General features: G+C 58.4%; 16 protein-coding genes. 6 read left to right on the top strand and 10 right to left on the bottom strand.

The window, feature by feature from the left end; genetic code table 11:
- Positions 1–61: 61 nt before the first annotated feature.
- The gene (locus ACOYA6_RS01390) at positions 62–403 is read right to left on the bottom strand and encodes a RamA family antibiotic efflux transcriptional regulator (RefSeq protein WP_039031578.1); all 342 of its coding nucleotides are present in this window, start codon (positions 401–403) and stop codon (positions 62–64) included.
- Positions 404–435: 32 nt separating this feature from the next.
- Positions 436–1,539, bottom strand: coding sequence for an MBL fold metallo-hydrolase (locus ACOYA6_RS01385; protein ID WP_422653891.1), 1,104 nt, complete (start codon positions 1,537–1,539; stop codon positions 436–438).
- A 190-nt stretch (positions 1,540–1,729) separates the two neighbouring features.
- On the opposite strand from ACOYA6_RS01385, the gene ACOYA6_RS01380 reads away from it, so the two are divergent.
- The 3 genes from ACOYA6_RS01380 to nfsB all read left to right on the top strand — a co-directional run bounded on the left by ACOYA6_RS01380 (position 1,730) and on the right by nfsB (position 3,411).
- Positions 1,730–2,320: a TetR/AcrR family transcriptional regulator gene (locus ACOYA6_RS01380; protein WP_039031576.1), complete on the top strand. Its 591-nt coding sequence runs from the start codon at positions 1,730–1,732 to the stop codon at positions 2,318–2,320.
- Positions 2,310–2,681, top strand: coding sequence for an MmcQ/YjbR family DNA-binding protein (locus tag ACOYA6_RS01375; RefSeq protein WP_422653890.1), 372 nt, complete (start codon positions 2,310–2,312; stop codon positions 2,679–2,681). The genes ACOYA6_RS01380 and ACOYA6_RS01375 overlap by 11 nt, the downstream gene beginning before the upstream one ends.
- Before the next feature lie 76 nt (positions 2,682–2,757).
- Complete coding sequence (nfsB, locus tag ACOYA6_RS01370; protein ID WP_039031574.1) at positions 2,758–3,411, top strand: oxygen-insensitive NAD(P)H nitroreductase; 654 nt, start codon at positions 2,758–2,760, stop codon at positions 3,409–3,411.
- A gap of 28 nt (positions 3,412–3,439) precedes the next feature.
- On the opposite strand, the gene ACOYA6_RS01365 is transcribed toward nfsB, so the two are convergent.
- The 4 genes from ACOYA6_RS01365 to ACOYA6_RS01350 form a co-directional block, all read right to left on the bottom strand.
- Positions 3,440–4,027: a hypothetical protein gene (locus ACOYA6_RS01365; RefSeq protein ID WP_422653889.1), complete on the bottom strand. Its 588-nt coding sequence runs from the start codon at positions 4,025–4,027 to the stop codon at positions 3,440–3,442.
- Positions 4,028–4,045: 18 nt separating this feature from the next.
- Complete coding sequence (locus tag ACOYA6_RS01360; protein ID WP_422653888.1) at positions 4,046–4,333, bottom strand: helix-turn-helix domain-containing protein; 288 nt, start codon at positions 4,331–4,333, stop codon at positions 4,046–4,048.
- Positions 4,314–4,643, bottom strand: coding sequence for a type II toxin-antitoxin system RelE/ParE family toxin (locus ACOYA6_RS01355; protein ID WP_422653887.1), 330 nt, complete (start codon positions 4,641–4,643; stop codon positions 4,314–4,316). Before ACOYA6_RS01355 ends, ACOYA6_RS01360 begins: the two co-directional genes overlap by 20 nt.
- 137 nt (positions 4,644–4,780) lie before the next feature.
- A complete protein-coding gene (locus ACOYA6_RS01350) occupies positions 4,781–5,650 on the bottom strand; it encodes a helix-turn-helix transcriptional regulator (RefSeq protein WP_138369671.1) in 870 nt (289 codons plus the stop codon).
- 107 nt (positions 5,651–5,757) lie between these two features.
- On the opposite strand from ACOYA6_RS01350, the gene ACOYA6_RS01345 reads away from it, so the two are divergent.
- Together ACOYA6_RS01345 and ACOYA6_RS01340 are read left to right on the top strand one after the other, a co-directional pair.
- Positions 5,758–7,194, top strand: coding sequence for an MFS transporter (locus ACOYA6_RS01345; RefSeq protein WP_422653886.1), 1,437 nt, complete (start codon positions 5,758–5,760; stop codon positions 7,192–7,194).
- Positions 7,195–7,261: 67 nt separating this feature from the next.
- The gene (locus ACOYA6_RS01340; RefSeq protein WP_039031570.1) at positions 7,262–8,506 is read left to right on the top strand and encodes a mechanosensitive ion channel family protein; all 1,245 of its coding nucleotides are present in this window, start codon (positions 7,262–7,264) and stop codon (positions 8,504–8,506) included.
- Here ACOYA6_RS01340 and ACOYA6_RS01335 read toward each other — a convergent pair whose 3' ends face one another.
- From ACOYA6_RS01335 to ACOYA6_RS01320, 4 genes are all read right to left on the bottom strand, one after another.
- Positions 8,507–9,487 (bottom strand): LacI family DNA-binding transcriptional regulator, encoded by a 981-nt coding sequence (locus tag ACOYA6_RS01335; protein ID WP_138369673.1) that lies wholly within the window; start codon positions 9,485–9,487, stop codon positions 8,507–8,509.
- Between the two features lie 75 nt (positions 9,488–9,562).
- Positions 9,563–10,705, bottom strand: coding sequence for a Gfo/Idh/MocA family protein (locus ACOYA6_RS01330; RefSeq protein ID WP_422653885.1), 1,143 nt, complete (start codon positions 10,703–10,705; stop codon positions 9,563–9,565).
- Positions 10,698–11,723 carry a sugar phosphate isomerase/epimerase family protein gene (locus tag ACOYA6_RS01325; protein WP_422653884.1) on the bottom strand — a complete coding sequence of 342 codons (1,026 nt, stop codon included), beginning with the start codon at positions 11,721–11,723 and terminating at the stop codon, positions 10,698–10,700. The genes ACOYA6_RS01330 and ACOYA6_RS01325 overlap by 8 nt, the downstream gene beginning before the upstream one ends.
- A 14-nt stretch (positions 11,724–11,737) precedes the next feature.
- On the bottom strand, positions 11,738–12,976 hold the full coding sequence (locus tag ACOYA6_RS01320) for an MFS transporter (RefSeq protein ID WP_422653883.1): 1,239 nt from the start codon (positions 12,974–12,976) through the stop codon (positions 11,738–11,740).
- Positions 12,977–13,380: 404 nt separating this feature from the next.
- Between ACOYA6_RS01320 and ACOYA6_RS01315 the strand changes: the two genes are divergently transcribed.
- On the top strand, positions 13,381–13,680 hold the full coding sequence (locus ACOYA6_RS01315; protein WP_422653882.1) for a helix-turn-helix domain-containing protein: 300 nt from the start codon (positions 13,381–13,383) through the stop codon (positions 13,678–13,680).
- Positions 13,681–13,699: the final 19 nt, after the last annotated feature.

Below are 13,699 nucleotides of genomic sequence, written 5' to 3'. Positions count from 1 at the left end.
TCCACTTCCAGGCCCGGTAAGCGCAGCGCCACCGGGCAAACTAAATCCGGGTTCGATGCGTTCAATGCGCCCGGCTGTGATTATCCTTGCGATACGCCCCGGGCGGCTGGTTGAAGGTGCGGGTGAAGACGCGGGTAAAAGTCTGCTGGGAGTCAAAGCCGTAGCGCAGGCAGATGTCGTACACCTTTTCATCCGATTCACGCAGATCCCGCGCCGCCAGCCGCAGCTTGCGTTCACGAATATAACGCCCCAGGCTTTCCCCTTTGTACTGCATAAACAGCCGCTGCAGGTGCCATTTGGAGTAGCCCGCATGCCGGGCAATATCCTCAATGCGCAACGGCTGATGAAGATTGTCGTCAATCCAGTCGACGATAGTGTCGATAACCTGAGCGGAAATAGTCATGCTGCTCTCCCCCTCTGCTCTTCGATTTAACATTATTCCCACCACGCACGAAATTGTTGCGAGGCATCATCCACCCTGACCGGCTCCCCGAGCTCAGGGGTCAGCAGGCGATAGTTTTTATCCTTGCTGGCCTGCGTAAGCTGGATCAGCGGGTCGTTCCAGGTGTGTTTTGCCAGCACAAAGCGCCCTGAGTGACCCGGTACCACCGCGCTGGCATTCAGATCCGCAGCCGCCTGCGCCGTTTCGGCAGGGTGCATGTGGATGTACTTCCAGTCCTGGTCGTACTGGCCGTTCTCCATGATCGCCAGATCGACGTTGCCGAACTGCTCGCCGATGGCGCTAAAGTGCGGGCCGTAGCCGGAGTCACCGCTGTAGAACACCTTTTTCTGCGGGGTAACGAACATAAAGCTGCCCCACAGGGTCTGGTTGCGCTTCAGCCCGCGCCCGGAGAAGTGACGCGCCGGCAGGACGTGAACGGTCAGATCATCGCTGATGCGCACCGATTGATCCCAGTCCCGCTCCTCAATGATCGACGGATCCATGCCCCAGTAGCGCAGATGCGATCCCACTCCCAGCGGCGTGACCACCCGCTTCACTTTCGGTATCAGCGCTTTGATGGTGGCGTAGTCAAGATGATCGTAGTGATCGTGCGAAATGATCAGCAGATCGATCTCAGGCATCTCTTCAGCACGCCACGGGTACTCCCCGGCAAAGGCTTTGTTAAGGAAGGAGAACGGCGCGGCGTAGTTGCTGAACACCGGGTCGATCAGAATGCGTTTACCCGCCAGCTGCAGATACCACGAGGAGTGGCCGAGCCAGACCAGGGTCTCCTGATCCAGCGGCAGCTGCGCCAGATCGGTTTTCACCAGCGGCAGCGGCGCTGCAGGGCGCGCGTTCTCGCGCTTCGTCACCAGAAAATCCCACCACGCCGCCAGCATGTTCTTGTTGCCGGTAAATCCGGGGGTCGGCAGGGTGTTATGGAACTGGCCGTCGCGATACTGCGGCGAGGCGGCAAACTCACTCAGTTGCTCGCCCTGCGGCGGCTGGCCGAATCCGGCATTCAGTACGAACGGCAAGGTTGCCGCGGATGCAATAATCATCACTACCACCAGGCTAACAATAAAACGCTTTTTCATATCCCGACCCGAATTCGCGCCCCATCCGATGGCCTGCGCGGGCAAAACTTGATTATGAGTGAGTAAGCACTCATTATAGAAGTGATGCGAAAGTCGTCAAGACGTTTTAAGATCTTTGACATTCCGCGTTGCAGCCCCACAAAGGGCATGATTCAATCGGGGTTTTTGCACGTTACCTGGAGGAAATGTAGTGGCTCGTCCGAAAAGTGAAGATAAAAAACTGGCGTTGCTGGACGCGGCAACCAGCGCCTTTGCCCAGTCGGGCATTGCGGCTTCTACCGCGTTAATCGCCCGCAGCGCGGGGGTGGCTGAAGGCACCCTGTTTCGCTATTTCGCTACCAAAGACGATCTGCTTAACGCCCTCTATCTGCATCTGAAACAGGATCTGTGCCAGACCATGCTGGCGAATATGGACAGGGCCCTCACCCAGCCGAAAGAGCATACCCGCAATATCTGGAACAGCTACGTTGACTGGGGTATTCGCAACCCGGTGGCCCACGGCGCCATCCGCCAGCTTGGGGTGAGCGAGAAGATCAACGCTGAAACCGAACAGGCGGTGCACGAGATGTTCCCGGAGCTGCACGAGCTGTGTCGTCGCTCGATTCGCACGGTGTTTATGTCGGAAGAGTTCCGTCTGTTTGGCGACGCCCTGTTTTTATCCCTGGCGGAGACCACCATGGCCTTCGCCACCCGCGAACCGGCTCGCGCCGCCGAATTTAAGGCGCTGGGTTTTGAAGCCATGTGGCGCGCGCTGGCCGAAGAGGATTCAGATGGACAATAAGACGCTCGCGGCCTGCGCAAAGCAGGCGGCGCTGGATCTGCCCTTTACCGAGCACTGCTGGCCGTTTGGCCCGGAGTACGACGTGTTTAAAGTCGGCGGGAAAATTTTTATGCTGATGGGCGTGGCGCACGGGCGTCTGCACGTCAGCCTGAAGTCCGATCCGCAAAAATCGCTGCTTAACCAGCAGATCTACCGGGGGATCGAGCCCGGATATCACCTGAATAAAAAGCACTGGATCTCGGTGTATGGGGTGGACGATATCACCCCGGAACTGGTGGCCGATCTGGTGAATGATTCATGGCATCTGGTGGTGGATAAGCTGCCGAAAAAAGATCAGAAACGGCTGCGTCCGGGCGTTTAAAGGCCCGGAATGCCCTTATCTTTGCCCCTTTCCTCTTGTACCCTTTTCCCTTTTGAACTGAACCCCAGGAGTCGTAATGGATATCATCTCTGTTGCCTTAAAGCGTCACTCAACAAAGGCCTTTGACCCGAGCAAAAAACTGACTGCCGACCAGGCGGAACAGATTAAAACCCTGCTGCAGTACAGCCCGTCCAGCACCAACTCGCAGCCGTGGCACTTTATCGTCGCCAGCACCGAGGAAGGTAAAGCCCGCGTGGCGAAATCCGCAGCCGGTGGCTTTGTGTTCAACGAGCGCAAAATGCTGGATGCTTCTCACGTGGTGGTGTTCTGCGCCAAAACCGCGATGGACGACGCCTGGCTGACGCGCGTGGTGGATCAGGAAGAGGCCGATGGCCGCTTCGCCACCCCGGAAGCGAAAGCCGCTAACCACAAGGGCCGCACCTTCTTTGCCGATCTGCACCGTGTCGAGCTGAAAGATGACCACCAGTGGATGGCAAAACAGGTTTACCTGAACGTCGGCAACTTCCTGCTGGGCGTCGGCGCGATGGGCCTGGATGCGGTGCCGATTGAAGGCTTCGATGCCGCGATCCTCGACGAGGAGTTCGGCCTGAAAGAGAAAGGCTTCACCAGCCTGGTGGTGGTGCCGGTGGGGCATCACAGCGTGGAAGATTTCAACGCCACGCTGCCGAAATCACGTCTGCCGCTGAGCACGGTTGTGACTGAGTGCTAAAAGCAAATGGGCCGCTCACAGCGGCCCATTACGTTTTAGTGATGACTAACCGGCGATGCGGACGCACGTCGCGATCGCATCCCCAGGCGAACGCTATCCAGCGTGCCTCCAGCTCAGCGTAAGAGCTGACTGGCGTTAAGGCCCACTCTTCCCCAACCGTTCCGTCTGCCACACTGATCTGATAATTCATGGTAAACGCCCAGTCGATCATCCGCAGCCAAAACCGCTGGCCGTCACCGGTTTGCTCGCTATCTGAAACAACAATGTCGTACTCGCTTAACAGCCACTGGAAAAAGAGTTGCGGAAAGCCGCTAACGACGCGCTGGTGTACGGTACGCGGGGTACGCCAGACCATGACCTGTGTCGCCGCCCCGTGAGGAAAAGTAATCTCTTTATGAAACTGCAGCTTAACAGCATAGGCCGTGTAGGGCTTGCCTTCGTCCGTGGTCACAATGCGATATTCATCGCTTGAAAGGGATTTTAAGAGGCGATAACCCACAGGCAAGACAAATCCCGGCAGATGAAAGTCCGCCGTACCGCGCGCAAGAAAGGCTTCGGTATGTTCTACGTTTCGGGAGACAAGACCTAACTTCTGGCTGAAATCAGCAAAATCCATTTCATTCACCGCCGTAGTTTAATAAAGCGTAATCTGCGGATGTTTCACGCCACACACCAGCGCATAACGCGTTAAGGTATCCAGACTCGCCCGGGTAATATTGGCTTCCATTCGGGAAACGGTTGGCGCGCTGACCCCCATCCGCTCCGCTACCTGCGCGCGCGTAAGCCCGGCATGTTGCCGCCACTGTGCCAGCATCTCACGCAGGCGCTCTTTACGTTCCTCGGCGTCAAAGGCTGCCTGCACGTCTACATCACTTAGCAGCTCTGCTCTTAGCACATCCCAGTCAATAATCTTCTTGCTCATCCAACATCTCCTGTTGTCGTTTTAGTGCCAGACGGATTTCAGCAGAGGGCGTTTTCTGCGTCTTCTTAATAAATACGCGCAACAGATAAATTGTTTTTTCCCGCTGATAGACATAGATCCCACGACTATGGATCAGCCCAAGGGTTCTGATTTCAAACAGGCCATGGGGTAAGGGTTTGCTGTCAGGCTCCCGTAGAGCCGTTGGGTTACTGCGCAATTTATCAAGCTGACGAATCAGTTTCGCCTGTACTCCGGCAGGCAAAGAGAGGATCTCTTCTCTGACTGCCTCATGAACGATGAGTCTGTACACAATTTTTCATCCCTGAAGATATTAGCATATAAGGCAATTTGCATTAAAGGCTAATTTGGCCTTTCGTGATTCACCTTATACGCTTTATCCGGGCGATACCGGAGTCACTTCCATTCCCTGAAAGCGCCTCGCAGAAATTATTTTTGTGCAGCCAGCCACGCCATCACCCTTTCCCCCGCCTCATCCACCGGCAGATAGACCAGCAGCCGCGAGCCGTTGCGCGGGGCGGAGTACCAGTACATCTGCTGGAGAGTAAAATCCCCGAGCTCAGGATGGGTGAACAGCTTCAGCTGGTTTTCTACGCCGCGCACGTCGTAGCGCTGGTGCCACAGGGTTTTGAACTCTTCCGAGACGGCAAAGAAGCGCGCCAGTTTCGCCTCCCACTGGGGATCGCCCCGGTGCTCGGCCATCGCCGCGCGAAAATAGGAGACAAAAATCGCCAGCACGTCGTCACGTCTGCCAAGCCGGGCGCGCCACGCCGGATGCGTGAGATAGAGATAGATACAGTTGCGGTCTTCCGGCGGGATGTCGTTAAAGTCGACGCCCATCAGATGGCAGAAGCTGTCGTTCCACGCCACGATATCGAAATTCGGCTTCTGGATGCTGGCAGGTTTTGGCATCAGGGTATCCAGCAGACGGCGGGTGCCTTCGCTGATGCCTTCGCAGCAGACCGCCCCCTGCGGCGCTTCGCCCGGCGGCAATCCGGCCAGCAGGAACAGGTGGCGGGATTCGGTTGGGGTACACTGCAGCGCTTTCGCCACCGCAGCCATCACCGCGCTGGACGGGTTCACGTCCCTGCCCTGCTCCAGCCAGGTGTACCAGGTGACGCCGACATCCGCCAGCAGGGCCACCTCCTCCCTGCGTAGGCCTGGGGTACGGCGTCGGCCGCTGCGCGGCAGGCCGAGGCGCTGGGGATCGAGACTTTCACGCCGCGCGCGTAAAAATGCGCCCAGCTGTTTACGGGTGTCATCCTGAAGTGAGGTGACAGGTTCAGACATCAGCGCCATATTGCCCCCTGCATGGTAGTGCCAGTACCAGTATAAGCAAGAACTGGTACCCGTTTATCAGATCGTTGATGCTACGGCCATCCGCTGTTTGACGCAATGGAGTCACCATGAATACGTCAGTTGTTTCACCGGGCCGTGCAGGCCTGATATTGCTGTTAACCGGCCAGATGCTGCCGCTGATTGATACCTCAATCACCAACGTGGCGCTGGATTCCATCACCCATTCGCTGCATGCCACCGCCACCGAGCTGGAGCTGATTGTGGCCCTTTACGGCGTGGCCTTCGCCGTCTGCCTGGCGCTCGGCAGCAAGCTGGGGGATAACCTCGGTCGCCGTCGTCTGTTTATGTGGGGCGTTGCGAGCTTTGGTCTGGCCTCGCTGCTGTGCGGAATGGCGGGCAACATCGAGCAACTGCTGGCCGCGCGCATCGTGCAGGGGGCCGGGGCAGCGCTGATCGTGCCGCAAATTCTTGCCACCCTTCACGTCACCCTGAAAGGCACCGCCCATGCCAAAGCCATCAGCCTGTTTGGCGGTATCGGCGGGATTGCCTTTATCGTCGGGCAGATGGGCGGCGGCTGGCTAGTATCAGCGGATATCGCCGGGCTGGGCTGGCGCAACGCCTTCTTTATCAACGTGCCGATCTGTCTGCTGGTGCTGGCCCTGAGCCGCCGCTTTGTGCCGGAGACCCGTCGCGATACCCCGTCGCGCATTGACTGGCAGGGCACCGCGCTGCTGGCGGCGATCCTCTGCTGCCTGCTGTTCCCGATGGCGCTGGGGCCGCAGTGGCACTGGTCGTGGCCGCTGCAGGTAATGCTGCTCGCCATTATCCCGCTGGCCTGGTTAATGGCGCTGAACGCGCGTAAAAAAGAGCGGGAGGGTGCCCACCCGCTGATCCCGCCGCGCTTAATGCAGCTCGGCAGCATCCGTTTCGGGGTGCTGATTGCGATGCTCTTTTTCAGCGTCTGGTCCGGGTTTATGTTCTGCATGGCGCTGACCATGCAAACCGGGCTGGGAATGGCCCCGTGGCAGTCCGGGAACAGTTTTATTGCCCTCGGCGTGACCTATTTCGTCTCGGCATGGTTCGCTCCGCGTCTGATTGCCCGCTACAGCACCAGCACGATTTTGCTGACCGGGCTGGCAATCCAGATAACCGGCCTGCTGGCGCTGATCGCCACCTTCCGCGTCTGGGGAATGGACAACACCACCCTGACCCTGGCCCCGGCCACCGGGCTGGTGGGCTACGGCCAGGCGTTGATTGTGAACAGCTTCTACCGTATCGGGATGCGCGATATTCAGCCCGACGACGCCGGGGCCGCCAGCGCGATCCTCAGCACCCTGCAGCAGGCGGCGCTCGGCCTTGGTCCGGCAATATTTGGCGCGATTTTGCTCCACGCCCTGCACAGCCATCACGGGGATTACGCCCGGGCGATCAACGTCTTCCTGGGGGTGGAAACGGGGATGATGATCGTCCTGGCGCTGGCCACCCTGCGGCTGCGCCATCGCCTGAGCCTGCCGGTGGTGAAGGCCTGTCAGGCCGCTAAATAAGCCTCGCGAATTTGCAAAACGGTTCCGCAGTCGCCATTATGGCGGCTGCTTTAATACAGGAGACGTTATGCAGGAGTTTATTTCCCTGGTCGAAGAGTCAGGTATTGAAATTAATCACACCACCAGCCTGGTGATTATTTTTGGACTTATCTTTCTGACTGCACTCATTATTCATTTTATATTACATAAAGTCGTTTTGCGGGCATTTGAAAAACGCGCCCGCGCCAGCAGCCATTTATGGCTACAGATCATTACCCAGAATAAATTATTTTACCGTCTGGCCTTTACCCTGCAGGGGATAATCGTCAACATCCAGGCGAAGCTGTGGCTGCAAAGCGGCAGCGACGCGGCGGAATTATTAACCACCTGCGCGAAACTGTGGACGATGGTGTATGCCCTGCTCACCTTTTTCTCGCTGCTGGACGTCGTTTTCAATCTGTCACAAAAGATGGCCACCGCCTCGCAGCTGCCGCTGAAAGGGATTTTCCAGGGCATTAAGCTGGTGAGCGCCATTCTGGTTGGCATCCTGATTATCTCCCTGCTGATTGGTCAGTCCCCTGCCATTCTGATTAGCGGCCTGGGTGCGATGGCGGCGGTGTTAATGCTGGTATTCAAAGACCCGGTTCTGGGGCTGGTCGCCGGTATCCAGCTGTCGGCAAACGATATGCTCAAGCTCGGCGACTGGCTGGAGATGCCGAAATACGGTGCTAACGGCACGGTAACCGATATCGGCCTGACCACCGTAAAGGTGCGCAATTTTGATAATACCATCACCACCATTCCCACCTGGGCGCTGGTCTCCGATGCCTTTATTAACTGGAGCGGGATGTCGGCCTCCGGCGGACGGCGCATCAAGCGCAGCCTGAATATCGACACCACCAGCGTTCATTTTCTCGACGAACAAGAGCAGCGGCAGCTGATTCAGGCGAAGCTGCTTAAACCTTATATGGTCACACGCCATGAGGAAATTACGCTGTGGAATCAGCAAAATGGTGAAGGGGAATCGGTGCTGAACCTGCGTAAGATGACCAATATTGGCACCTTCCGCGCTTACCTGAATGAATATCTGCGCAACCATCCGAATATCCGCAAGGATATGACCTTAATGGTGCGCCAGTTAGCGCCAGACGCCAACGGTCTGCCGATAGAAATATATGCCTTTACCAACACGGTGATCTGGGCGGAATATGAGGAGATTCAGGCCGATATCTTCGATCATATTTTTGCGGTGATCGATGAATTCGGCCTGCGTATTCACCAGTCGCCAACCGGGAACGATATTCGCTCCCTGGCAGGCGCGCTGGCGAAATAATCAGGTGCTGGCGCGGGAAATAAAGCGCCAGTTCATCATTACCCGCTCGGCAGGGGCGTCGGGGTTGTCGATTTTATTCAGCAGCAGATCGACCGCCTTGCGCCCGATATCCCGCGACGGCTGCTCGATGGTGCTGAGCGGCGGCGAAACCATCCCGGAGAGTTCCGTGCCGTCGAACCCGGCTACGGCAATATCCTGCGGCACGCGCAGCCCCGCCTCTTCAATCGCGCGCAGCGCGCCCGCGGCCAGGGTATCGGAGACGGCAAAGACCGCATCCGGGCGCGGTTCGGCGGCCAGCAGTTTGCGCATCGCCGCTTTGCCTGCGGCGGCGCTCAGATCGCTGGCATACTCCACCGCCTGATATGACAGGTCGCGCAGGTGCAGCACGCTTTTATACCCCCGCTCGCGCAGACGGGCATATTTGTAGCTCAGGTCATGGTTGATCAGCGCGATCCGCTGACGCCCGCCGTCCGCCAGGTGGCTGACCACATGCTGGGAAGCATCGACGTCGTTAATCCCGACGCAGGAGACCGCGCCCGCGTCGGCGTATTCGGCGCACTGCACCCAGGGGGCATCGCCAATCAGCGCCGCCAGTTCGGTGAGCCGGGAGAAGGCGTCCATGGTGATAATGCCGTCGACCATTTTGCCGGTGAGCAGGCTGAGCCCCGAGCGGGAGCGTTCAATGTCGGAGCCGGAATTACACAGCAGGATGCGGTAGCCGTTTTTCTCCGCCTGCTCCTCAATGCCCTTCACCACTTCGGCGCAGAACGGGTTGGCAATGTTGGAGACCATCACCAGCACCATATAGCTGCGCGACGTTCGCAGCTGACGGGCCAGAAGATTGGGCTGATAGTTAGCCTCTTTAATCGCCTGCAAGACGCGATCGCGGTTTTTGGCTTTGACGGTATCGCTGTTATTCAGCACGCGCGATACCGTCGCCACCGAGACGCCCGCCAGTTGGGCGATTTTCTGAATTGACATAGCGACGAGTGATCCTGCAGTTTGCGTTAGCAGCAGGCTACCATAAATGCGTTGCCCGGCGCACCGGGCAAGGTGTTACTGCGCGACGGCGACCCAGCGCTGCTGCTGATGGCTTTTCACAATGGCATCAATGATGTACATCACGTTCGCCCCGTCATGGAAGGTGGCAAAAACCGGCTTCTCCGGCATCCTGCCCGCCTGCACCGCGCGATAGAACTGCGCCATCATGTTTTTGAAGGCGTCCGGCCAGCCTTCAATGTGTCCGCCGGGGAAGTGGGCGCTGTATGCCACATCCTGGTTCATCAGGCCCGGATCGTCCGTCAGCGTCTGATTGGCCTGCGCCCGATGGCCCACCCACAGCTGCTGCGGCACCTCCTGATCCCAGGCCAGGGAACAGTCGCTGCCGTTCACCTCAAGGCTGAGGCGGTTTTTACGTCCGGCGCTCACCTGCGAGACGTTAAAGCTGCCCTTGCTGCCATCCTCAAAGCGGAACAGCACCGAGCCGAAATCCTCGGTGGTGACCGGTTTGTCCTCATACACCGCCTCGCCCGCCTGGCTGAAAGTCTGATTCCCGGCCACGTTGGCCTTGCGGGTCGGCCAGACGACCGAGAGATCGGCCATCACCTCGACGATGCGCCGCCCGGTTATAAACTGGATAGTGTCGCACCAGTGGGAGCCGATATCGGCCACCGCCCGCGATGCCCCTCCGAGCGCGGCGTCGACCCGCCAGTTGTAGTCGGTTTCCAGCAGCATCCAGTCCTGAAGATAGCTGCCGTGGGCGGCAAACAGCCGTCCGAGGCTGCCCGCCGCTACCATGCTCGCCGCCTGGCGAACCATCGCAAACTGGCGATAAACAAAGCTTACGCCGTGTACCACGCCCGCCTGCTCCGCCAGCGCCACCAGCTCCCGCGCCTCGTCCGGGGTCATGCACAGCGGCTTTTCAGAGAAGAGATGCTTCCCGGCTCGCAGGATCTGGCAGTTGATCGCCGCATGCAGATGGTTCGGGGTGCAGTTATGCACCACGTGAAGATCCGGGTGGGCCAGCAGTGCATCCACGCTGCCGTAAGCGTGGGGAATATTGAGCGCCCGGGCCTTCTCTTGCGCCTGTTCCAGCGAGCCGTCGCACAGGGCGACGACCTGTACAAACCCCAGACGGCGCAGGGCTTCGATGTGCGCCGGGCCGATAAAGCCGCTGCCGATAATGCCGACGTTAATCATGAAGTTCTCCTGCGGCGAAATCGTCAAACGCCCGATCGGAGACCGGAATAATGTGGCGGGAGATAAACTCGCGCCCTTCCCGCGCCCCGGTGTCGCCATCCTTCAGGCAGCACTCCCACTCCAGCACTGCCCAGCCGTCGTAGTCGTACTGGGTCAGCTTGCTGAAGATGCCCTTGAAGTCGATCTGCCCGTCACCCGGCGAGCGGAAGCGTCCGGCGCGGTTGATCCAGCTCTGATACCCGCCATAGACTCCGCTGCGCCCGTTGGGGCGGTACTCGGCATCCTTCACGTGAAACGCTTTGATGCGAGTGTGGTAGTGATCGATATAGCTCAGATAATCGATCTGCTGCAGCAGCAGGTGGCTCGGATCGTAGAGGATGTTGCAGCGCGGGTGGTTGTCCACCAGCGCCAGGAAACGTTCGAAGGTGACGCCGTCGTGCAGATCTTCCCCGGGGTGGATCTCATAGCAGACGTTCACCCCCTGCTCGTCGAAGGCATCCAGAACCGGCCGCCAGCGGCGGGCCAGTTCGCTGAACGCCTCCTCGAAACGCGCCTCGTTATGCGGCGGCCAGGGGTACATAAACGGCCAGGCCAGCGATCCGGAGAAGGTGGCGTGGGCGGTGAGCCCGAGGCGGGCCGAGGCCAGCGCCGCCTTTTTCACGATATCGGTAGCCCATGCCTGGCGGGCGGCCGCGTTGCCGCGCACCGCCTGCGGGGCGAAGTTATCAAAGGCGTCGTCGTAGGCCGGATTGACGGCGATCAACTGCCCTTCAAGATGGGTGGAGAGCTCGCTGATGACCAGCCCCTTCTCCGCCAGCCTGCCGCTTATCTCATCGCAGTAGGTCTGGCTTTCCGCCGCCTGCTCCACGTCAAAAATCGCTTTATGGTTGCAGGGAATTTGCAGCGCTTTATAGCCCTTTTCCGCCGCCCAGCCTGCCAGCCCGTCGAGGGTGTTAAACGGCGGTTGCCCGCCGATAAACTGCGACAGAAAAATGCCCGGACCTTTAATCGTCCTCATACCACCTCCAGTAATTACGCCTTGTCGTCGTCATATTTGAACGAGACGAGGAAAACAAGCGCGATGACCGCAGCCGCCACCGCCGGGATCCACCAGAAGGTGACCCAGGCCTGAGGTACGGTCTGCCCCGCCACCAGGCGGTTGTACAGCGCGCCGGAAATCTGTGAGCCCAGCAGCATGCCGATGCCGTAGGTGAACATCACGATCATGCTCTGCGCCTGGCCTTTTACCTTATCGCCCGCGACGCGGTCGGTGTAGATAAAGCCCACCACAAAGAAGAAGTCATAGCACACGCCGTGCAGCAGGATGCCGAGATAGAGCAGAATGCGCCCCTCTTCACTCACGCCGAGGGCAAACATCGCGTAACGGACAAACCACGCCAGCATGCCGATCAGCAGCATGTATTTCACGCCCAGGCGGCGGAACAGCAGCGGGATCACCAGCATAAAGAAGATTTCGGACATCTGGCCGAAGGACATGGCGGTACTGACATCCGCGATCCCGGCATCCGCCAGATAGGACGCGGTGTAAGCGTAGTAGGTGCCCAGCGGGACGGAGATCAGCATCGCGCACAGGCAGAAGATAAAGAAGTGACGGGTTTTCAGCAGGGCGAAGGCGTCGGCGCAGAAGAGATCGCGCATCTTCACCGGCATGCCTTTGGCGGGCGCTGGCGTATGCGGCAGCGTCAGGCTATAGAGCGCCAGCATGACGGAGCTGGCCGCTGCGACGTGGAAGATGGTGACGCTTGCGGCGACGCCGGTCACGCCGATAAAAATCCCCGCCACAATCCAGCCGATGGTGCCGAACACGCGCACCACCGGGAAGGTTTTATCGACGTTCGCCAGGCTGTGGAAGGCGATGTTGTTGGTCAGCGCCAGGGTCGGCATGTAGCAGAGGGTGTAGCCAAACAGCAGGCCGATCAGCAGCGCGCCGTTTTCCGCAATCAGCGCACCCGGCACAAACCAGAGGATCGCTGCCCCGGCCAGATGCATCACCGCCATCACCTTTTGCGAGGCGAAGAAGCGGTCCACCAGCATGCCGAGCACAAATGGCGATAAAATAGAGGCGATTGGCCCGGCAGAGAACGCATCGCCAATCAGCAATGACATGTTGTGCTGGGTCATCACCAGACCGAGGGTGACCGACCAGCTCCCCCAGATAAAGAACTGCAGGAACATCATCAGCGACAGGCGCGGCACCAGCATCCGGTGCTGCCCTATCACCTTTCCACTACTTTCAGTTGTTGACACCATGATCAGCCCCACCCTTAAAAAGTAATCGATTACAAAACGTATCAAATGAAAAGTAATCGATTACAAAATAAAGATCCTGGGGATCGATCAAGAAGTGGGAGGGGGGTCACGATAAAGGTGAAGTTGGGTGCGGGGAGATGCCGGGTGGCGCTTCCCCTCACCCTAACCCTCTCCCCAAAGGGGCGAGGGGATCGTCCGTGCGAATATTTAGAGCGCCACCGGGCATCAAACCGCACAAACCGTAGGCCCGTGCAAGCGCAGCGCCGCCGGGCGGTTGTAATTCTAATCTTTAAGCTGTATTCCCTATAGCCAAAAGGCTATAAAGTTGAAAAGCGATTCTACAAACAGATGATCGCCATAGCTGACGCTGAATTCAGCAAATATCTGGCAAATCAGGAGGCCAAATGGCAACGTTAAAAGAACTCATGGCCCAGCAGAGTGAAGAGAGTCAGGAGCGGATAGGCGCAAAGGTTGAGGAACTGCGAATTATTGTCGCGCTGAATCAACTTCGCGAAGAGCTCAATATTTCGCAAACGGAGCTTGCCGCCGCGATGGGGGTTAAACAGCCTACCGTTGCGAAGATTGAGCAACCGGATAACGATCCGCGCCTCTCCACCCTTAAGCGCTATGTCACGGCTTTGGGCGGTGAAGTGAGCATTGATGTGATCCTTCCAACAGGAAAGCGGGTCGCGTTTCATTTTTGAACAATGTGCGGCATTGTGC

Origin of the sequence: Leclercia barmai (assembly GCF_049312895.1) — a bacterium.
Classification (GTDB): Bacteria; Pseudomonadota; Gammaproteobacteria; order Enterobacterales; family Enterobacteriaceae; genus Enterobacter; species Enterobacter barmai.
The sequence above is the reverse complement of the archived record's forward strand: the minus strand, read 5'-3'. Positions and strand labels throughout refer to the sequence as shown.